The organism is Dyadobacter sp. CY326, assembly GCF_021390515.1.
Classification (GTDB): Bacteria; Bacteroidota; Bacteroidia; order Cytophagales; family Spirosomataceae; genus Dyadobacter.
Window position 1 is genome coordinate 177,792 of sequence record NZ_JAJUXI010000013.1, and the last position, 20,581, is coordinate 198,372.

Below are 20,581 nucleotides of genomic sequence, written 5' to 3' on the forward strand. Positions count from 1 at the left end.
ATTAACTTTTTGATTTAAATAACATTCAATATATGGCAACTTCATCTCGTCTGGATGCCAAAGTACCGCAAGGACCGCTTGAAACTAAATGGAGTAAATACCGTTCTTCTGTTCCACTTGTAAACCCTGCCAACAAACGTAATCTTGAAATCATCGTAATTGGCACTGGACTTGCGGGAGCTTCGGCTGCTGCCACGCTTGCAGAGCTTGGTTATAAAGTGAAAGCGTTTTGTTTTCAGGATTCCCCTCGTCGCGCGCACTCCATTGCTGCACAAGGAGGAATTAATGCTGCTAAAAATTACCAGAATGACGGTGACTCTATTTACCGTCTTTTTTATGATACAATTAAAGGAGGCGATTATCGCGCGAGAGAAGGCAATGTGCACCGTCTCGCCGAAGTTTCCGGAAGCATTATAGATCAATGCGTTGCCGCTGGTGTGCCGTTTGCACGTGAATATGGCGGTTTGCTTTCCAACAGATCTTTTGGCGGAACGCAGGTTCAGCGGACGTTTTATGCAGCTGGACAAACGGGTCAACAATTGCTTTTAGGCGCTTATTCAGGTTTGCAGCGTCAGGTTGGTATGGGTACGGTAAAAATGTACAACCGCCACGAAATGCTTGACATTGTGAACATTGACGGCAAATGCCGTGGAATCATTGCGAGAGACCTGGTTACAGGGCAATTGGAAAGACACGCTGCTCATGCTGTTTTGCTTTGCTCGGGAGGATACGGAAACGTATTTTACTTGTCTACCAATGCAATGGGAAGCAATGTGACTGCGGCCTGGAAAGCCCACAAACGCGGCGCATTCTTTGGCAACCCTTGTTTTACACAAATTCACCCAACCTGTATTCCGGTTTCAGGCGAACATCAATCCAAGTTGACGCTGATGTCAGAGTCGCTTCGTAATGATGGTCGTATCTGGGTGCCAAAAGCGAAAAACGATACGCGTCCTGGAAATGAAATTCCTGAGGAAGAGCGTGATTATTACCTGGAACGCCGCTATCCAGCATTTGGTAACCTTGTTCCGCGTGACATTGCATCCCGTGCCGCCAAGGAGCGTTGCGATGCAGGTTATGGTGTGGGAGCTTCTAAATTGGCTGTCTTCCTTGATTTTGCAGCAGCAGTTGAGCGTTACGGACGCGGAGAAGCCAATAAAAACAACATTCATAATCCGTCTGACGCCGATATTATCATTTGGGGAAAGGCAGTTGTGAAAGAAAAATATGGTAACCTGTTTGACATGTACAAGCAGATTACGGGTGAAGATCCATATGAAGTTCCAATGCGGATTTACCCCGCAGTTCACTACACAATGGGCGGACTTTGGGTTGATTACAATTTGATGACAACCGTTCCTGGTTTGTATGCCTTGGGAGAAGCTAACTTCTCAGACCACGGAGCAAACCGTTTGGGAGCTTCGGCATTAATGCAGGGATTGGCTGATGGATATTTTGTCATTCCTTACACAATCGGAGCATATCTTGCCAATGAGATCAGAACTGGAAAGATCTCTACTGATCATGAAGCCTTTGTAAGCACTGAAAAAGAAGTAAAAGATAGAATTGAAAAGCTGATAACCATTCAGGGCAAAACATCTCCCGAAGTGTATCACCGCCGCTTGGGCAAGATCATGTGGGATAAATGTGGAATGGCGCGCAACGAGCAGGGATTGAAAGAGGCCATTACAGAAATTCGCGCGTTGCGGAAGGATTTTTGGAGTGATGTCAAAGTTATGGGCAAGATCAACGAATTTAACCCTGAACTTGACAAAGCCAACCGCGTTGCTGACTTTATCGAATTGGGTGAATTAATGTGTCTGGATGCATTGGATCGCAATGAATCGTGCGGCGGCCATTTCCGTGAGGAATTCCAAACGGAAGAAGGCGAAGCAATGCGTGATGATGAAAATTATATGTATGTCTCGGCCTGGGAACACAAGGGTCCCGAGGAGTGGGAGTTGCACAAAGAAGATTTAGTGTACGAAAACATCAAAATTGCTCAGAGAAGTTATAAGTAATTGTAATACAAGAAGTAAGCTTAGTTACACACACCTTAAATAATCGTTATGTTAATCTCTGGTTCTAATCAGACAAGGATCTCTTGGTTTGTTTTTGCGCTTGGCGCAGTGTCGGCGTTATTTTTTGCCATCTATACGGACCATCGATGGGAAGACTGGTACATAACTTTCAGAGCTTCCAAAAATTTGTCAGAGGGCCTGGGATTTACATTTAATCTGAATGAAAGAGTGCATTCGTTTACGTCTCCGATCGGGACGTTAATTCCTGCATTTTTGAACGCGATCTTTCATGACGATGAGGCGGTAATTTGGTCGTTTCGATTCATAAATATTGGATTGGTTGGGCTGATTGTCAAACTGGTCTTTGATTTTTTCTCAAAGACGATTAAAGCTCCGCTCTGGCTTGCATTGCTGGTTGCATTCGTTCTTGTTTTTGATGAAAAGAGCATTGATTACAGCATAAATGGCATGGAAACGGCCTTTATGCTTTTGGGAATTGTGCTACTGATCAGAGAGTTGTTCAGATCGGAAGTTCCTGACCCGCTCAGATTAGGATTAATTTTCGCCTATTTGATGTGGAGCCGTCCGGATGCATTCATTCACATCGGATCGCTGTTATTGAGTTATTTGATATTTAAAGGACGATCCTGGAAGCACATTAATGTGTTTTTTAGGGGCGGATTAATAGGAATCTTGTTTTACGCACCTTGGATTTTATTTGCATGGTGGTATTACGGAAGTCCAGTCCCGAATACGATCCTCGCGAAAGGATTTACATTAACGCTGGAAAGCATTCTTAATCGGGGAGTGCATTACTTTCAGTCGATTTTTATGGGTCTGGTGTCTTCTGAGGCGCCGTATCTATGGATATTCGCTCCGGCATATTACTATTTTGAAAGTTGGCCGGTCGTGTTATTGTTTGTGTTGAAAGTTGTTACTTATGCTTCGGTTTTTCTTTGGGCCATACCAAAGATCAATTCGAGTGCCAGATTTCTGTCATTTGCGGCATTTTTGGTGGCATCTTATCTGAACATATTTTCACCAACCATTTATCCGTGGTATATCCCGGCAGTGATGGTGATTTGTTTGACAAGCATTGGTTGCGCTTTGGCTCAACCTGACAGGATCATGACTGCAAGTAGAAACTGGATTCCAGCAGGCGTGTTGAGTGTAATTTTGATAGCGCAGATTTGGGTTTACGCCGGAGGCTTGGTCCAAATGCGCTCGCAGCAGGATTTGATCGAGAATGGATTGAGAAAACAAATAGGACTTTGGCTGAAAGATGAGTCTAAGACGCCGGATGAAACTGTTTTTCTTGAACCGTTGGGTTACATTGGATTTTATTCAGGATTGACAATGTATGATTATCCCGGACTTTGCAATAAGAAAGTGATTGAGGCCAGGAAACAATTGAAGACGGAGTCGTATGTACAATTGATCAATTATCTCCAGCCGAACTGGGTTGTTTTTCGACCTTGGGATTTAGGTCACGCATCAAAAGAGGAAGTAAAGGTTTTCGACGATAAATATTTGCTAGCAAGGACTTTTAGTCAAAAGGATATTGTTAAAAGTTTGAGTGTGTACGGCAGAAACTATCTTGATTACGACAGTGAATTTTTAGTTTATAAGAAAAAGTAATTTCAGGAAATAAAGAATATATCGGTATGGAAGGAAATATGAGTTTGTCACTGAAAGTTTGGAGACAAAGTGATAAAAATACAGCAGGAGCTTTTGAGAACTATAAACTGGATGGCGTTTCTCCGGACATGTCCTTCCTTGAAATGTTCGATGTGCTGAATGAGCAGTTGATCGAAGAGGGGAAAGTGCCGATTGCATTTGACCATGATTGTCGTGAAGGGATTTGCGGGTCGTGTGCAATGTTCATCAATGGCCGTCCGCACGGACCGTTGAAAGGCGTTACGACTTGCCAGCTGCACATGCGATCATTCAATGATGGCGATACGATTGTGGTAGAGCCTTGGCGTGCAAAAGCATTTCCTGTAATTAAGGACTTGGTTGTTGACCGCGATGCATTTGACAGGATTATGTCTGCGGGTGGTTTTGTTTCTGTTAACACGGGGAATGCACAGGATGCGAACAGTCTGCCAATTCCTAAGGAAGCGGCTGACGAAGCATTTTCAGCAGCGGCTTGTATCGCTTGCGGTGCTTGTGTAGCAGCTTGTAAAAATGCATCAGCGATGCTTTTTGTTTCTGCAAAAGTATCACAACTGGCTTTGTTGCCACAAGGACAGGCAGAACGCAACATTCGCGCTGAAAAAATGGTTGCTCAAATGGATTCCGAAGGATTTGGGGCCTGCACAAATACAGGAGCATGCTCAGCAGAGTGTCCTAAGGAAATCAGCATGGTGAACATCGCCCGCCTCAACCGCGAATACATTGGCGCTAAGTTTTCGTCGACAGCTGTTTAAGTAAATCTAATTTGCACGAATACAAAAAAAAAGCAGGCCGCTAATCATTAGCGGCCTGCTTTCGTTATATCAAGTAAGTTTAGTTTTTTTTGGTCGAGTCAGCTTTTGCTGGGGTCTTGCTTTTGTATTCTTTGTTCAAACCGTCAAGAATCTTTTGCGTTACGTCCAAAGATGGATTGGCAAATAAAATGCCGCCTCCGAGCGAGTAACCTAAAACATATTCGAAACCGTTTTCCTTGTTGTATTTCTCAATGTAGGCGCGGATATTTTTGTAAAGCTCTTCGTTTTTCTTAGCCTCTTCCTGTCCCAATGCCTGCGCCGATTGATCACGGTAAGCAACCAGATCCTGTTGTTTTTTCATCAATTGAGCCTCCGTCGAGCGAGCCTGATCGGGCGTCATTGTTTGTGCTCTTTGTTGGAAAAACTGGACTTCATTTTGCAATGAGCGGCCTTTTGTAGTCAATTCATTTTCAAGTTGGAAGTTTTTATTTTCCAACTCTTTTCTTGTATCCTTAAAGAATTCGTAGTTTTTCAACAAAGAATCAACCTGAACATAAACGGTTTTTCGGCCTGCCACCACACCACCATCTGTTGCTGCACCCGCATCTGCCGAAGGCTTGCCTGAAAAATGTAAAAAGAATAACACCGCCACAGCCAGCGAAAGCACGATGTTCCAAATTAACGAAGTATTGTTATTCACGTTTTTTGAGTTTTGTTTTTTGAACGAGCCGCAAAGATAATAATTTGTGTTTAAGTACAATGAATATCGATGCCTCTCTGAAAATTACGTTAGCGGGACAAACTCCCCGCCGGCTCACTCACGAAGATCCTGCGGGTAAGGCATCCCGAAAGTGCAGCCAATCCGCCCGTTAACCCGCCGACAATTGCAGCAACCACAAGCAAAAGCAGCCCATCAGGCAGTGAGAATATGCCGGCAATGCGATCCGACATGGCGCCGTCTGATGTAAAATGCAGATAAAATCCATAAGCAAGCCAAACTATGGCAATGGAAGCAAAGCCAGTCCAGAAAGCCGCTGAGGCAGTCGCGGGACGAGCCAGAAAAACTATAAAAGGAACGACTGCCACAATCCACCACGGGAGCAAAATTTGCAGCAAGGCTGACGCAATGATAATGATGATCACATTCATTCTGTTCGTGTTAAGGCTTTTGTAGCAAAATTGTTGAAGTCATTCGCGCGTTTTGCTGATCGGGACTCAATAGATAAACGAGCTCATTCAACTCGCCGTTTTCCCACTTTTTCAACAAGTTGAGATAATAAGGACTGCCCGGATTTCCCGACTGGCCGCCCGGATAAATGCCATATGCTCTCGGGACGGGCCCAAGTTCTACAACCATCCGCCACGATGGGCCATTACGCTTCGTAATTGCATTCACAATGCTGCGACCTCCGCCTACGTGCAACGCGGGCGCATTGAATGGTTTCAGGCTTCTGCTCAAATGTCTAATTTCGGTGCCTTTTACATTCGACCATTGCCACGATTTGCTCATAGCGCCATGCCGCGCATGCAATGTGTCCAATGAGGCTTTGAAACTATTCTCTGCCAGACTTTGCAACGTTTCTTTTTCGGGCGTCTTAATGTTGTCAAACCATTTTGCATTTGGCTGTTTCAAAATCATAAACAATGTCCTGTCGCGGGTCGGATATTCCAGGTTTTCGCCAAATTCATCATTCCAAATCTGCCCCATCAGCATGGGAGCCCATTCTTCAAAAATGGAAGTTGCAATGGATTCGGGTGAGTTTTGATAATTCCAGTTCGCAAGTGTGATCGCGGCTGCTTTTTGGGCCGGGGTTAGCGTTGCAGATTTGAGTGTGCTCAGTAATTTGGGTAAAATGTTTCTTGCCAAAACACTGAAATTATCATTTTGTAACATTCTCAAACTGTCTGCATTGGCTTGCGACATTGCATTAAGCCGCTCGTTGATGCGTACGCCGCGTTCCGTGGGAGCGAAAACCCAGTTGATATAATATGGATAAGAAGGGTCGGTGGACGACTGGTTTGCACTGCTGACAAAGCCTCTTTTCGGATTTTTTACAAATGGATTTTGCTCTGCGGGAATCCAGCCTTGCCAATCGTCCGCAGCATTTGAGCCGTCAAGCAGGAATTTTCCTTGCTCCTTATATTTCAAAGGCAGTTTTCCATTAACCGTAATAGCGATATTTTTACTGTTATCGGCAAAGACAAAATTCTGAGCAGGCCCGACGTAGAATGTCAGCGCTTTGCGATAATCATCGTAATTTTTGGCTTTGTTTAATTCATAAAAAGTCAGAAAGCTATTCCCCGCTTCGTGCCCAATCCATTTAATAGCCAGCTCCGGATATTTCCCTGAGCTGCTGTCCGTTTCAGTAACGGGTCCGTGGTGCGTGTAAATGATCTCTTCTCGTAAAGGTTCTTTTTGTCCTTTTATATAAATGTTTTCAATGCGCTTTTTGGTCGGTTTCCATTGGTTATTATGCCAATATTCGTTGCGGGAATCGTCTTTGAATTTAATTTTATATAAATCATAAACATCTGCATCCGTGTTGGTTACGCCCCATGCGACCTGCTGATTGAACCCGATGATGACACTTGGAATGCCCGGTAAAGAAACGCCGTAAACATTCATGGACGGCGAATGCAGCTGGACTTGATACCAAATCGATGGAAGTGTGAGTTCAAGATGCGGATCATTGGCCAGGATCGGATAGCCGGTGATCGACTTTTCGGCGCTTACGGCCCAGTTGTTGCTGCCAACGCCTTCCTCCTTTGGTGTCCTTTTCGAAAGCGCCGCGATTGTTTGTTTCGCAGGACTAATGCTGTCGTTATACTGAAAAATCTTGTTGCTTTTTTGAACTTTCAGCGGCTTAAAATCCCATTTCGTTCCCGCTGGAATGATCGGACTTTCCTGGAACATTGGATAATCCGGGAAAAGATCATCCACGACGGCTTTCCCATATTTTTTAAGCAAATTGCTCATATTGAGCTCATTAGACCGACCAGCCAATGTCAGCGTCATCTGTTCCAACATATACATGGTGTTGATCGGCTTCCATGCTTCTGGTTGATAACCAAGCAGTTTGAACTCAATAGGATAATTTTTCGGGGCGAGTTGATTGATGTATGCATTGACGCCCGCTGTGTAACCGAGCAACGCTTCGCGCGAATGCGGGTTCTGCATCGCAATTTTCAGGTTCGCTTCTGCACCATAGCCCATTCCCAACCTCCGACTTTGCTGATCGAGCTGCAATGTGGCCTTGCCCAGCACTTCCGAAAGTCGCCCAGAGGCAGCCCTAATCTGCAAATCCATTTGCCATAACCGGTCTTTGGCCGTTACAAATCCCTGCGCGTAAAAAAGGTCAAAATCATTTTTTGCAAAAATGTGGGCGACGCCGGCATCATCGTATCGGATCATCACCTCATCCTTTAATCCATTGAGTTTTAGAAGCGTTTCATTATCGCTTGTAACAAGCCCTTCGCCATTTTGGGAAAAACCAGTGAAAGGACTAAGAAATGGCCCTAATGCGGGGGCGGGGCCGAGGGGTCTGCTCAGGACATAAACCAGGCCTAATGTTGCAGCAAGTGAAACAAAAGCTTTTAAATACTTCATGGAGGAGGGGGGGAACGGCGCTAATTTTAAAAGCCGGCATTCACTAGGAAACTACTTGCACGATGGCTTCCACGAGCGCCAAATCGCTATACATGACGGAACGCTCGTCGGGCGATTCTCCCGCCATGGAAATGTCTGCGGGGAAATATTTTTGTCTGCCCGGGCGAAATGATTTAGCTGTCAAATGCAATGAATGGACGCCAGCTGCTGCCAGTTGTGCTGCGTTGTTGTGGTTAACTCCTCCGCCCGCCATGATTTCAATAGAATTTCCGGCCTCTTTCGCAAGTTGTTCCAGCAAGCCAATTCCTTCAATCGCAGCAGGTTTTTGTCCCGAAGTCAGTATGCGTTCAGCGCCTGTTTCTATCACGGCCTTAAGAGCTTTCATGGGTTCGGGCGTAAGGTCAAATGCGCGGTGAAATGTCACTTTCATGGGTTTGGCATATTCCACGAGGGCTTTTGTTCGTGCAATGTCCACTTGGCCATCCGCTAAAAGGACCCCGAGCACGACGCCATTTGCACCCAGCTTTTTCGCAAGATCTATATCTTTTCGCATGATTTCTTCCTCGAAAACATCATACACGAAGTCACCACCTCTCGGACGGATCATTACAAAAACGTCGATATCTATATGTTGTCTCACAACCTCGATCAATCCCGCGCTGGGAGTCGTTCCGCCTTCGCCCAATCCGCCGCATAATTCAATCCGTCCAGCGCCGCCGGCCTGCGCGTTAATACAAGATTCAAGAGAATAGGCACAAACCTCAATGGTCATACTAATTGTTTTTAATGATCGGGAAAATTACAAAAAGGTTTTCAGGATTGGAGAGGGTGTTGGGGATTTGTATTGTACAGTAAAAATTACCATTTTTGTATACTTTTTACCATTATGGGAATATTTGTTGTCTGTCTGTGAGAATTATTACAAAAGGAACATTGAGGGAGTTTTGGGAAAAATATCCGGATGCGGAGCAGGAGCTGAAATATTGGCACGATAAGATGAAAAATGCCACTTATGCATCACCGAATGAAGTAATTGCTGACAATCCCAGAACTGACACTGTGGGGAATAATCGAGTTGTGTTCAACATATGCCGAAATAAATACAGACTGATCGTTGTGTTTAGATATAATTTACAGCGCGTATATGTCCGGTTTTTGGGCACACATAAGGAATATGACCAAATTAAAGACATCAAAAATACTTAACGTTATGAAAACAGTGCAGCAGATCAAGTCTGAGTTGAAAGCAATCCATTCGGATTCTGATTATAAGCAATATCTAGGAGTGATTGACTCGCTCATTGATTGTAAAGAGAACAGTCCAGAGGAAGAATTGCTGGAATTGATCTCCATTATTGTGGAAGATTATGAAGCGGTTCATTTCACAATTGAGCCACCAGACCCGGTTGAAGCCATTAAATTGAAGATGGAAGAGAATGGATTGAAGCGAAAAGATTTGGTTGACTATTTTGGAAGTCCGAGTCGCGTCTCGGAAGTGCTGAACCGGAAAAGACCGCTGACGCTTGAAATGATTCGCAAAATACACAAAGGTTTGGGGATATCGGCTGCGACTTTATTGGCTTCTTAAATATTGTAAAAAGCTGGGTTTTAGTTGGTTGAATATTCTGTTGAAATTTAAATTTGCTGTTAGCAATTATTTTTCTTTTTTTTCGCTTTAAGCTTTTAAAAGATGTCAAATTTTTTACTTTTGCAGAAAAGTAAGTAACTATTAATAGGCGAAAATATTATGTACTGGACTCTCGAACTCGCGTCATATCTTGAAGATGCTCCTTGGCCAGCTACCAAAGACGAGCTAATTGACTTTGCAATCAGAACAGGCGCTCCGTTAGAAGTAGTTGAGAATTTACAGGAGCTCGAAGATGATGGCCAGCCTTATGAAAGCATTGAAGAGATTTGGCCTGATTACCCCACCAAAGACGATTTCTTTTTCAACGAAGATGAATACTAAATAAAGAAGACGGCACCTCATCAGTGCCGTTTTTTTTTGTTATAATAAGTGAAATACGGCGCTCAATATTTTTTTAATCTGGTAAAAGGAATGTAAATTGTTAGCGTTATAAAGTGGAATGACAAGGAAGTTACCGAAAGTGATTTTGTCATAATTCAGATATTATCCATTCCAAAAGATGGAGCTTCGATTGTTGAGAGAGTTGGTAAAGAAGGGTGAGGGTGAACATGTGGAATTCAAACTGAAATCCAATCACCCCGAAAAAATTGTCCGTGAAGTTGTCGCTTTTGCCAACTCCGGTGGTGGAAAGCTCTTCGTTGGTGTTGGTGACGACAAAACGATAAAGGGCCTCAAAGATGCCGAAGAAGATGAGTACACACTCACAAAGGCCATCGACAAATACATTTATCCCAAAATAAGCTACAAAAAAGAACGGATTCCTGTTAGTTCAGACAGGGACGTGCTGGTGCTAACCATTCACCGAAGCATTGATAAGCCACATTATGTTGTGGATGACACCGGAAATCGCCAGGCATACATTCGTGTAGAGGACAAATCCATCCAAGCGAGCAGGGAAATGAAGGAAATTATGCGCCGCGGACGCGGTGAGCGCGATATCCGTTTTCAATATGGCGACAAGGAGGAAAAGCTGATGAAACTTTTGGACGAAAAGGAATCGGTGACAGTTGACTTGTTTGCAGCTTTTGCCGGGATTCCGCGAAAAATCGCTTCCAATACGCTTGTAGTTATGGTGCTTGCACGAATCCTGGAAGTGCACCCCCATGAAATGATCGACAAGTTTACAATGTCGATCGCTTATCAATCCAATTAACAGCAATTCATACAAATTCCCGGCTCGGCGCTTCAATGAAGCAATGCTAAGCCGGGAATTTATATTTTTTATCAGAATGGAAGATCGTCCGATTCGTCTTCGCTGAATGTGGTAACCGGAGGCAATGGGTTGCTGCCGGAATTTGAAGCAGAACCTCCGCCGCTTCCGGCTTTGTCTACTTTCCATGCCTTCACTTCTGTGTACCAGCGCGAGTTGTATTCGCGGCTTTCCACGTCGATAGAAGCCGTTACTGAATCATTTATCTGCAAATTAGCCTGGTCGATTTTATCTCCCCAAAGCGAAATGCATACTTTTTTAGGATATTGAGAAGGTATTTCAAGAATAAATTCCTGCTTGCGCCAAGCTCCGTTTTTTCCCTGCCCTGTAACCTCTGGGAGCAAAGCGATAACCGTTCCTGTTAATTCCATTACAATGTATTTTTAGTGCCTGAAAAAATGTAGTTTCAAAAGTAAGGTTTTTGAACTTTGATTGCAATGCTCGTCTCAAACCTAACCGATTGCTTGTTCCAGATCTGCGATCAGATCTTCTACATCTTCAATTCCGACGCTTAACCTGATCAATGTGTCTTTCAGACCGGTTTTGAGGCGTTCTTCCTTGGGAATGCTCGCGTGCGTCATGCTTGCCGGATGCGTACAAAGCGATTCAACGCCACCCAAAGACTCTCCTAGTGAAAAAACTTTCAGGTTTTCCATCGTCTTCACGGCTTCATCATAAACGTCTCCTTTCAACTCAAACGACAGCATTCCGCCATATCCGCGCATTTGGCGGCTGGCCAGTTCATGACCTGGATGCGCGGGCAGTCCGGGGTAATAAACTTTGCTCACTTTTGGATGCGCTTCGAGCCATTTCGCGACCTCCATCGCGTTTTCACAATGTCGCTGCATGCGGATATGCAAAGTTTTTAATCCTCTCAAAACCAGAAAACAATCCTGCGGACCTGGAACCGCGCCGCTTGCATTCTGGATAAATGCCAGCTCTTTGGCCAATGCGTCATCATTCGTGACAAGTGCACCCATCACCGTGTCGGAGTGTCCTCCAAGATATTTGGTGACCGAATGCATGACAATGTCTGCCTCCATATCCAATGGATTTTGCAAGTAAGGCGATGCAAATGTGTTATCAACGACACTATGAATCCCTCTTTTTCGGCAAATGCTTGTAATGGCCTTAATATCAACGATTTTCAGCAAAGGATTGGTCGGCGTTTCAATCCAGATCATTTTCGTTTTTTCTGAAACTGCGGCTTCAATGTTAGCCATGTTGCTCATATCCACAAATTTGAATGTGAGGCAGAATGGCTCGTAAATCCGCTTCATAATGCGATAAGTGCCGCCGTAAATGTCATTGGTCGCAATGATTTCGTCGCCGGGGCGATACAGTTTCAAAACGGCGTCTGTCGCAGCGAGGCCGGAAGCATAGCAAATTCCGTGTTTGCCGTTTTCCAATGCTGCCAGTGCGTTTTGAAGCGCAGTCCGTGTCGGATTGTGGGTCCGTGAATATTCGTAACCCTTGTGCTTGCCGGGGCTTTCCTGCACGTAAGTGGAAGTTTGATAAATGGGCGTCATAATGGCGCCGGTGGTCGGGTCCGGCTCCACGCCGGCGTGTATGGCTTTTGTTGCGAATTTCATGTTTGGGATTTTATGTAATGCCACGGATGCACCAATGTTCACTAATAGCAATACTATTCGTGAACATTTACGGTCCGCCGCGCGGGGCATCCGTGGCAAGAAGAACAAGGCATAAAGTCAAGATTAGAAAAAACCTTTTAACCAAACAAGTGGTTATCACTATACGGGAACAAAGTAAGTTATTTAAACAAAAAGCTGTGGAGACTTCCTCCCCCAAAAAGTTATCATTACCCGTAGTCGTAAGCATTTTACTGACTATTGTTCCGCTTGTCACCACCTCCATTGTAACGGCCTGGGCGGTGGGTCATGAAAGTCAGCTACGCAGCTGGCCTTTTGAATGGTGGATTATTGCGACACTGATTTTGACGCTTGCTTCGTCCGTTGCACTTACTCCGCCTACTTTTCTGGCATTGGTTTATGGCTATTTTCTCGGCTGGACAGCCGTTCCGCTTCTTTTTGGACTTAATTTGGGTGCGATTGCAATCATTTATGCTTCTGCCAATTTCCTGCACGCGTCGTCTATCAGAGGTTATCTTGTTCAGGTTTACCCGCAAATCAATGGGCTCTTGCGGCGTTTTTATCAAAATGAATTGCGGCTCATTTTCTTTGCCAAACTTTCGCCCGTTTTGCCATTTGCCATTACAAACTTATTTTTTGCCATGGCAGGCGCGCGTTTCAAGCAAGTGCTGGCAGGTGGCACATTGGGAATGATTCCGCGCACGTTGCTCGCAGTCTGGGCTGGACGCGAAGCCCGGGACATTCGTTATCTTCTGGAACACCCGAATGAAGGCTTGGCAACCAAAATAGTCCTGATTCTGCTGATTGTCGTTTCAACCGTCGGAATCGGATATTTCTTCAAAGACAAAAAGATAGTAGAATAATTACAGGATATTTTTTGAGGCAAAGCTTTCTTTGCTAATATCGTACAATAAAAGGATACGAAACCATACAAATTAGGCAATTGTATCCTGTTTATTTGTGGTAAAGTTATACTTATCCAACTAGTTTAGTGAAATCCTTGCCGCTCATCGATCTGGTTATTGTGATTGCCTATCTGGTGGGGATGGTTGGCGTTGGCGTTTATTTTTCCAGAAAAAATACCAATGCCGAGCAGTTCACAAAAGCATCCGGAACCATTCCGGGCTGGGCCATTGGAATTTCAATTTATGCCACTTTTCTGAGCAGCAACACATTTCTCGGCGTTCCCGGAAAAGCATATGGAAGCAACTGGAATTCATTTGTTTTCAGCCTTTCAATGCCATTCGCAGCATGGGTCGCGACGCGGTTTTTCATTCCATTTTATAGAAATACAGGCGCAGTTTCAGCTTACACGCATCTGGAAGAGCGATTCGGTCCCTGGGCCAGAACATATGCGGTCGTTTGCTTCCTGCTTACCCAACTCGCCCGAATGGGCTCCATATTTTTTGGCATTGCATTAAGTCTGCAAGCGCTGACTGGTTATCCCATGTCGACCATCATGATCGTTGTCGGCATTTGCATTGTCCTTTACACTGTGATGGGCGGAATGGAGGCCGTTATCTGGACAGAAGTTGTGCAAGGCGTGATCAAAACCATTGGCGCGCTGGTCATTCTTTATCTGGTTGTAACCGGAATGGATGGCGGTTTTTCGCGGATTATGGACATTGGTGAGGCGGATAACAAGTTCAGTCTCGGCACTTTCGCTCCCGATTTTACGCAGTCATCGTTCTGGGTCGTTCTTTTGTATGGGTTTTTTATGAACCTGAATAATTTTGGGATGGATCAAAATTATGTGCAGCGTTATCACACAACGTCGTCCATTAAGGAAGCCGCCAGCTCGGTTTGGCTTTGCGTTTATTTGTATTTGCCCGTCTCCCTGATATTTTTCCTGCTAGGCTCTTGTCTTTACGCATATTACCAAAGCAATCCGGAATTGCTTAATATCATCCGCATGCAAGTGGCCACCGAAAGAATGCCTAACGGAACCGCAGAATCGATCGCTCAACTTGCTTCAACATTGACTCCCGCTGATTATGGCGATAAAGTAATGCCACATTTCATGGTTACCAAGGTTCCGGTTGGTTTGCTGGGGCTGATCATAGCCGCGATCATGTCAGCGGCGATGAGCACGATCAGCTCCGGAATGAATGCTTCTGCGACCGTTTTTTCAGTGGACATTTACCAAAAATATATCAAGTCAAATCTCGCTCCGAAAGAGTCTTTGAGGCTTTTATACATTGCTACAACGGTTTTTGGACTGCTTGGAATGGTTACTGGGATTGCAATGATCGGTGTGAAAAGTGTGCTGGATGTCTGGTGGATGCTTTCAGGGATCTTTGCAGGCGGCATGCTCGGATTGTTTCTGCTGGGAATTATTTCAAGAGCAACAAAAAACGCAGAGGCGCTTACGGCAACGCTTATTGGGATTGTGGTGATTATTTGGATGACATTCTCTGCGCAGCTTCCGGATGAATACGCCTATCTGCGCAATCCGCTGCATCAGAATATGATTATGGTCGTGGGCACGCTTTCCATTTTTTTAAGCGGTGTGTTATTGACCCGGCTTAAAAGAAAAGTGCAGCCCAGGCAGGAAGTGCTGATTAACGAAGAATAGACACAATACACAATCTGACAAGCGATATGATGCATGCATTCAAACCCTCCTCTACAACATTGCCGCAAGGATTCATTCCCGTTATGCTCACTCCGTTTCTGGATTCCGGAGCGGTGGACTATGCCGGCCTAAGCGCGCTGACAGAACTTTATCTGGAAGCGGGCGCCACCGGCCTTTTTGCCAATTGCTTGTCGAGTGAAATGTATGAATTGTCGGAGCAAGAGCGGCTGGATGTCACGCAAACCGTTGTGGATCAGGTTGCAGGAAGGGTGCCAGTTGTTGCCACAGGAACATTTCCGGGGACTGTTACAGAGCAAGCGGATTTTGTAAAACGTATATACGAAACCGGTGTGCAGGCTGTCATCGTCATTACTAGCTTAATTGCCGCAGAATCAGAATCAGACGAGGTTTTTATGGATAGAATGCTCCAACTGATTGCGCTTACTGATGATGTTCCGCTCGGTTTGTACGAATGTCCTGTTCCTTATAAGCGCCTCATTAACAGCGATATATTAGAAAATCTTGTTGCAACGGGCCGAATCATTTATCACAAAGACACTTGCCTGGACCTCGATGAAGTAAAACGCCGCATTGCGGTCGGGAAAGGCCACAAATTCGGACTTTATGATGCTTATATGGTCAATGCGGTGCCTTCGTTGCAGGCAGGCGCAGCTGGACTTTCCTGCATTCAGGGCAACATTTTTCCTGAACTGGTTGTCTGGATTTGTGATCATTTCAATGATCCTGAACAGCACGCGGCCATTTCAAAAGTGCAGCGATTTTTAGAGGATTCGATGGATCTCGTTCACGCAGCTTATCCGATTATTGCCAAATATAGTTTGCAGCGACGAGGCTTTCCCATCTCCTTATACACGCGGAGAGAAGTGGAAGAATTGACGCCGGGTTTACAGCAACAGATGGATCATTTACTGGAAGAGATTGACGAAATCCAGTCGGAATTAGGCATTACGAGCGTTTTTAAAAGGAATCTGGTAAAGTAAGAACCATTTCTACCCTATATTCTTAAAGCTATGAATTTTCCAAATCAACAAATTCTTTATCAAATCAAGGAAGGGGACGAGGCTGCTTTCACACAACTTTGCTCATACTTTTATTTTCCTGCTGTGAAATTTTGCACCGTGATCTTGAAAGATGAGAAAGAGGCGAAAAGCATCACAGAACGCGTTTTCGAAAAGATATGGGATGAGCGCTGTAACATTGAAACCGAACGGAGTTTTCAAACCTATCTTTTTCTCAACTTAAAAAATCAGATTTTTGGTCAGATGAATGGCTATAACGATCCGGTTTTCAAAGAGCGGTTTTTACACAAAATTCAAACGTTTCAAGAAAGTCAGCTGCATTGAATGACAAGTTTGCGCTTATAGTAACCCTCGGAGACTTAGACGATTACTGGAATTCATATAACTATTTCAAACTTTTAAAGAAAATAGTGAATAGAATTTGAAAGAAGTTTCTTTTGAATAAAGTGTTGGCGGCAAATGTGTCGCCAGGAAAGAGATTAAAAATGAAACCGCATTTCCATAAGGTCCCGATCGCGTCCCGGACATCCTTTAGCATCCGCCATGATAAAGGTTCAGGATTCGGCACAGTGTGGCACTATCACCCGGAACTGGAACTGCATTACTTAATTAAGGGCACCGGAGTGCGGTTTATTGGCGATAATATCAGCAATTTTTCGGACGGCGAGCTCATTCTTTTAGGTGAAAATCTGCCCCACACCTGGCGCGTGGAAGAGGGAACCAGCAACTCGTCTGTGGAAGTAATTATCATTCATTTCTTGCCCAATTGCCTTGGGAGCGAATTGCTGCTTTTGCCAGAAGCTTACCAAATTCCCAAACTTTACGAAAAGGCAAAAAGAGGACTTTTGATCAAAGGAAAGGCCAGGGAAGGAATTATTCCCTTGATGCAGGCCGCCGTTAACGCACAAAATCTGGACCGACTTATTGCATTGCTTTCGATTTTGAAGATCCTGGCTGAGGCCAGCGATATGGAGACGATTGCGTCCGCACATGCGTTTTATAAATCAAATGACTCGGAAACGCTGCGACTCAATAAAATTTACGCCTACACGCTCTCAAATTACCGAAGCGACATTTCACTGCATGACGTGGCCTCCATTGCCAATCTGGGCATAACTTCCTTTTGTCGCTATTTCAAGCTGATGACCAAGAAAACATACAATGACTTCCTGGTGGAAATCCGGATTAGTCAGGCTTGTCGTTTTTTGATTGAAGATAAGCTGGCAACGGAAGTGATTTGCTTTGAGTGCGGCTTCAACAATGTTTCCAATTTTTACCGGCATTTCAAGAAAGTGACCGATATGACGCCATTGGAATACAAAAGAAAATATTTGTATAAAACCGCACCTGAGCTGATCTGAGCATTAGCGGTCGTGATTCTTCATCCATTCATCCATAGAATATCGCCCAGAACCCACAATGGCGAATGCGATGACGAGAATCAGGATTATCATGGATAACCAAAGTTCGGAATTGAGATACGAAAATCCCTGGCTGATATTAACAAAGAAAACGGCGGTAAGCAGGATTGGAATCTGAATGATTGCCATGATGCGCGTAAGTAATCCCATCGCGATTAGTAAACCACCAAAAATGTGCGCAAAAGCGACATAATGGACTGCAGTGACGGTGTAAAGATGGAAATCCAACCCGGTAACCAGTCTGGACAAATGGGTGGTGTCGCTGATAAAGCTGATCCCTTTCGCAAACAAAAAAACTCCCAATGCAATACGAACCATATCCAGCCATGCCGGATGATGTGTATCGCCCCAATGCTCGATTTTATCCATCATGTTCATAACTTTTGAAACGTTTGGTTTCCAGAAAGTTATCAATTAGAATGGATTATGTCAAGAGATAATTTATCTTTTCCAAGGCACTAATCAATAAGCGATGTGTGCTTTGTATCCTTCATTTTGACATAAATAATGAGGGAAATAAATATGCAGATCGTTACATACCAATAGTAATAACTTTCGTGACCAACGTTTTTGGCCCAAAGCGCAAAATACTCGGCCGTGCCGCCAAAAATCGCCACGGTTAACGAATAGGGGAGTCCAACGCCTAATGCACGAACTTCGACGGGGAACAGCTCCGCCTTTACAACGGCATTGATGGACGTGTAACCGCTCACAATAATGAGCGCTGCCATCAGCAAGCCGAATGCAGACCACATATTGGTTGTATGGCTCAATGTGCTTAGTAAAGGATAAGTGAAAATGGTCCCTAGCACGCCGAATGAAATTAGCAACGGCCGGCGGCCGACTTTATCGCTGAGCGCGCCAAACACAGGTTGCAACAATGCGAAGATGAGTAAAGAGCAAAATGTCAGAATTGTAGATTGATATTTGGTCAGCCCTACGGTGTTGACCAGGAACTTTTGCATGTAAGTCGTGTAAGTGTAAAATGCCAGCGTCCCGCCCAATGTAAGTCCCACAACGACGAGTAAGGCCTTTGGATGCTTCAAAAGCTCTTTTATGGAGCCTTCCTTTTTAACTTTCGCATGCACATCTTTGGCGATGAATGCCTCCGTTTCGTTTAAATGCGTTCTCAAATAAAGCGCGACAAATGACAAGATGGCCCCGAAAACAAATGGAATGCGCCAACCCCAATCGTGCATTTGCTGTTCATTGAGGAAGATGTTTTGGAGGATGAGCTGCAAACCCAATGCTAAAAGCTGGCCGCCGATTAATGTTACATATTGAAAGCTGGAATAAAATCCACGCCTTTCCTTGGTGGCAACTTCGCTGAGGTAAGTTGCAGAGGTTCCATATTCGCCGCCGACGCTCAATCCTTGCAAAAGTCGGGCGAGAAGCAGAAAAATGGGCGCCGCAATGCCGATGCTGTTGTATCCCGGTAAAAAAGCGATCATTAACGAGCCAAAAGACATTAGCAAAACAGACAATGTCATGGCTTCCTTCCGCCCTTTTGTGTCGGCCAGTTTTCCAAAAATATAGCCGCCAATCGGCCGCATTAAAAATCCCACTGCAAAAATCCCGGCTGTGTTGATAAGCTGAACAGTCGGGTTGGAATCGGGGAAGAAAGTGTTGGCAAAATAGAGTGAAAATGCAGAGTAAGCATACCAATCATACCATTCAACCAAATTTCCGGCGGAACCACCCATGATTGCTTTGAGGCGCCAGTTGGTGTCGTTTTTGGGTAAAAGTTGCTGCATATAAAAGGTTTAGTTGATCAATTTACTTAAATAAAGCACAAATCCACGCCGCAGCCTGGTCAACCAGTTGCGTATGGCCGGTTTTTAAGACAATGTATTGATCTAGGGGAAGCAATGCGGCCAGCTTTCGCACGGCGGCCGGTTTTAACAATTTGTCATATTGGCCCACAAATAAGTAGATAGAGACATTATTGGTCGATGCCTTTTGATAAAGAGCAGAAATGTCAAAACGCAATGCTCGAAAGTTGACCCAGGAATTATAAATCGTTTGTCGTTTTTCCGGCGTATCAAGGACTTGCTGGACGAAGCGATACAAGCTTGCATGAATCAAACCTGCTTTTTGCAAAAAACCGGAAATGCCCAAAAATGCATTCGGATGCTGCATCGACCATCGAAATATGCTCCGCGCAGGCGAAAATCGACTGGCTAATGCATAGATCGGATGCTCGGAAATGCCATCCGGAGCCATTAAATAGACATTGTCAATCCGGTCAGCGAATGCTTCCAACGTCGCCAATGCGAAGCGCCCGCCCATGCTGAATCCAGCAATGTCGAATCTTTCAATATTATTTATTGCTAGGAAATCGTGGAGAATGCTTTGCCAAAATTGCTTCGTTATCAACTCACTTTTCATAGAAACACCCTTTCCATGAAAAAATAAATCAAAAGCATAAATGGTGTAATGCTTTCCCAACTGCGCTTCAAACGGCTGAAAGCAAGTCACTCCATCCTGACCAATGCCATGAAAAGCAAGCAGAATTCGCTGGCCGTGGCCTAATTTGTGGAAAGGGAGAGTTGTTCGCGAAGGATTACTCATACGCTTCCCGGCGATGCTTCACCGCAGCGATTTCCACAATTCGAATCTGGTCTTCAATCGCATAAAGAACTCTGTAATCGCCTATTCGGATTCGAAACGTATTTTGAGAGCCAACCAGTTTCTTGCATCCTGATGGACGAGGATCTGAGGAGAGGGATTTTATTGCAGTTAAAATTCTAGGAAGCTCTGGTTTTTGAAGTTTTTGTATCTCCTTCTGAGCGGATTTGGCAATGATGATTTTGTAAATATCATTCATCTAATTTTCCCTCAGCTTTTAGGCTATTGACAAACTCGTCAAATGGCATCGTTTCTTCATTTCTTCTTTCCTCGACTAACAATGCATCAAGCAAGTCCTCAACAATCTGACCATGCTCCTTTAAATTAATAATCAAGTCTGTTTTCTGACCTCTGTCGTCTGTAATGTATCGAATGCCTGTCATGGAAGTCAT

The 20,581-nt window shown here is 44.5% G+C and carries 23 protein-coding genes; 12 read left to right on the forward strand and 11 right to left on the reverse strand.

What is annotated here, in order from left to right; all coding sequences use genetic code 11:
* Positions 1 to 32 precede the first annotated feature (32 nt).
* The 3 genes from LZG73_RS23875 to LZG73_RS23885 are packed head-to-tail and all read left to right on the forward strand — an operon-like array spanning position 33 to position 4,450.
* A complete protein-coding gene (locus LZG73_RS23875) occupies positions 33 to 2,021 on the forward strand; it encodes a fumarate reductase/succinate dehydrogenase flavoprotein subunit (protein ID WP_233855172.1) in 1,989 nt (662 codons plus the stop codon).
* Between the two features lie 48 nt (positions 2,022 to 2,069).
* A complete protein-coding gene (locus tag LZG73_RS23880; protein WP_233855174.1) occupies positions 2,070 to 3,659 on the forward strand; it encodes a glycosyltransferase family 39 protein in 1,590 nt (529 codons plus the stop codon).
* 26 nt (positions 3,660 to 3,685) lie between these two features.
* Positions 3,686 to 4,450: a succinate dehydrogenase/fumarate reductase iron-sulfur subunit gene (locus LZG73_RS23885; protein WP_233855176.1), complete on the forward strand. Its 765-nt coding sequence runs from the start codon at positions 3,686 to 3,688 to the stop codon at positions 4,448 to 4,450.
* A 79-nt stretch (positions 4,451 to 4,529) separates the two neighbouring features.
* Here the strand turns inward: LZG73_RS23885 and LZG73_RS23890 are convergent, their stop codons facing one another.
* The 4 genes from LZG73_RS23890 to LZG73_RS23905 all read right to left on the reverse strand — a co-directional run bounded on the left by LZG73_RS23890 (position 4,530) and on the right by LZG73_RS23905 (position 8,829).
* Complete coding sequence (locus LZG73_RS23890) at positions 4,530 to 5,150, reverse strand: OmpH family outer membrane protein (RefSeq protein ID WP_233855178.1); 621 nt, start codon at positions 5,148 to 5,150, stop codon at positions 4,530 to 4,532.
* A gap of 89 nt (positions 5,151 to 5,239) precedes the next feature.
* Positions 5,240 to 5,599: a hypothetical protein gene (locus LZG73_RS23895; protein ID WP_233855180.1), complete on the reverse strand. Its 360-nt coding sequence runs from the start codon at positions 5,597 to 5,599 to the stop codon at positions 5,240 to 5,242.
* Between the two features lie 10 nt (positions 5,600 to 5,609).
* Complete coding sequence (locus LZG73_RS23900; RefSeq protein WP_233855181.1) at positions 5,610 to 8,057, reverse strand: penicillin acylase family protein; 2,448 nt, start codon at positions 8,055 to 8,057, stop codon at positions 5,610 to 5,612.
* Between the two features lie 43 nt (positions 8,058 to 8,100).
* Positions 8,101 to 8,829: a copper homeostasis protein CutC gene (locus LZG73_RS23905; RefSeq protein ID WP_233855182.1), complete on the reverse strand. Its 729-nt coding sequence runs from the start codon at positions 8,827 to 8,829 to the stop codon at positions 8,101 to 8,103.
* 137 nt (positions 8,830 to 8,966) lie between these two features.
* Between LZG73_RS23905 and LZG73_RS23910 the strand changes: the two genes are divergently transcribed.
* The 4 genes from LZG73_RS23910 to LZG73_RS23925 all read left to right on the forward strand — a co-directional run bounded on the left by LZG73_RS23910 (position 8,967) and on the right by LZG73_RS23925 (position 10,858).
* Positions 8,967 to 9,263, forward strand: a complete 297-nt coding sequence (locus LZG73_RS23910) for a type II toxin-antitoxin system HigB family toxin (RefSeq protein WP_233855183.1) — start codon at positions 8,967 to 8,969, stop codon at positions 9,261 to 9,263.
* 4 nt (positions 9,264 to 9,267) lie between these two features.
* Complete coding sequence (locus tag LZG73_RS23915) at positions 9,268 to 9,645, forward strand: type II toxin-antitoxin system HigA family antitoxin (RefSeq protein ID WP_233855184.1); 378 nt, start codon at positions 9,268 to 9,270, stop codon at positions 9,643 to 9,645.
* 159 nt (positions 9,646 to 9,804) lie between these two features.
* Positions 9,805 to 10,026, forward strand: a complete 222-nt coding sequence (locus tag LZG73_RS23920; protein ID WP_013927448.1) for a DUF2795 domain-containing protein — start codon at positions 9,805 to 9,807, stop codon at positions 10,024 to 10,026.
* A 178-nt stretch (positions 10,027 to 10,204) separates the two neighbouring features.
* Complete coding sequence (locus tag LZG73_RS23925; RefSeq protein ID WP_233855185.1) at positions 10,205 to 10,858, forward strand: helix-turn-helix domain-containing protein; 654 nt, start codon at positions 10,205 to 10,207, stop codon at positions 10,856 to 10,858.
* 71 nt (positions 10,859 to 10,929) lie between these two features.
* On the opposite strand, the gene LZG73_RS23930 is transcribed toward LZG73_RS23925, so the two are convergent.
* Together LZG73_RS23930 and LZG73_RS23935 are read right to left on the reverse strand one after the other, a co-directional pair.
* Positions 10,930 to 11,286, reverse strand: coding sequence for a DUF3127 domain-containing protein (locus LZG73_RS23930; RefSeq protein WP_233855186.1), 357 nt, complete (start codon positions 11,284 to 11,286; stop codon positions 10,930 to 10,932).
* 81 nt (positions 11,287 to 11,367) lie between these two features.
* Entirely contained in the window at positions 11,368 to 12,507 is a 1,140-nt protein-coding gene (locus LZG73_RS23935; RefSeq protein WP_233855187.1) for a cystathionine gamma-synthase, read from the reverse strand.
* 197 nt (positions 12,508 to 12,704) lie between these two features.
* Here LZG73_RS23935 and LZG73_RS23940 point away from each other — a divergent pair, with 197 nt between their 5' ends.
* From LZG73_RS23940 to LZG73_RS23960, 5 genes are all read left to right on the forward strand, one after another.
* Positions 12,705 to 13,388 (forward strand): TVP38/TMEM64 family protein, encoded by a 684-nt coding sequence (locus tag LZG73_RS23940; RefSeq protein ID WP_233855189.1) that lies wholly within the window; start codon positions 12,705 to 12,707, stop codon positions 13,386 to 13,388.
* Positions 13,389 to 13,516: 128 nt separating this feature from the next.
* Positions 13,517 to 15,100, forward strand: coding sequence for a sodium:solute symporter (locus tag LZG73_RS23945; protein WP_233855191.1), 1,584 nt, complete (start codon positions 13,517 to 13,519; stop codon positions 15,098 to 15,100).
* Positions 15,101 to 15,126: 26 nt separating this feature from the next.
* Positions 15,127 to 16,101, forward strand: a complete 975-nt coding sequence (locus LZG73_RS23950) for a dihydrodipicolinate synthase family protein (RefSeq protein ID WP_233855193.1) — start codon at positions 15,127 to 15,129, stop codon at positions 16,099 to 16,101.
* A gap of 30 nt (positions 16,102 to 16,131) precedes the next feature.
* Positions 16,132 to 16,464 carry an RNA polymerase sigma factor gene (locus tag LZG73_RS23955; RefSeq protein ID WP_233855195.1) on the forward strand — a complete coding sequence of 111 codons (333 nt, stop codon included), beginning with the start codon at positions 16,132 to 16,134 and terminating at the stop codon, positions 16,462 to 16,464.
* A gap of 161 nt (positions 16,465 to 16,625) precedes the next feature.
* Positions 16,626 to 17,501, forward strand: coding sequence for an AraC family transcriptional regulator (locus tag LZG73_RS23960; protein WP_233855197.1), 876 nt, complete (start codon positions 16,626 to 16,628; stop codon positions 17,499 to 17,501).
* A gap of 3 nt (positions 17,502 to 17,504) precedes the next feature.
* Here LZG73_RS23960 and LZG73_RS23965 read toward each other — a convergent pair whose 3' ends face one another.
* The 5 genes from LZG73_RS23965 to LZG73_RS23985 all read right to left on the reverse strand — a co-directional run bounded on the left by LZG73_RS23965 (position 17,505) and on the right by LZG73_RS23985 (position 20,572).
* Entirely contained in the window at positions 17,505 to 17,939 is a 435-nt protein-coding gene (locus tag LZG73_RS23965; RefSeq protein WP_233855199.1) for a DoxX family protein, read from the reverse strand.
* A gap of 80 nt (positions 17,940 to 18,019) precedes the next feature.
* Positions 18,020 to 19,315, reverse strand: a complete 1,296-nt coding sequence (locus LZG73_RS23970) for an MFS transporter (protein ID WP_233855201.1) — start codon at positions 19,313 to 19,315, stop codon at positions 18,020 to 18,022.
* A 22-nt stretch (positions 19,316 to 19,337) separates the two neighbouring features.
* On the reverse strand, positions 19,338 to 20,132 hold the full coding sequence (locus LZG73_RS23975; protein WP_233855202.1) for an alpha/beta fold hydrolase: 795 nt from the start codon (positions 20,130 to 20,132) through the stop codon (positions 19,338 to 19,340).
* A complete protein-coding gene (locus tag LZG73_RS23980) occupies positions 20,125 to 20,388 on the reverse strand; it encodes a type II toxin-antitoxin system RelE/ParE family toxin (RefSeq protein ID WP_233855203.1) in 264 nt (87 codons plus the stop codon). The genes LZG73_RS23975 and LZG73_RS23980 overlap by 8 nt, the downstream gene beginning before the upstream one ends.
* On the reverse strand, positions 20,381 to 20,572 hold the full coding sequence (locus LZG73_RS23985; RefSeq protein WP_233855204.1) for a hypothetical protein: 192 nt from the start codon (positions 20,570 to 20,572) through the stop codon (positions 20,381 to 20,383). The genes LZG73_RS23980 and LZG73_RS23985 overlap by 8 nt, the downstream gene beginning before the upstream one ends.
* Between the last annotated feature and the right edge of the window lie 9 nt (positions 20,573 to 20,581).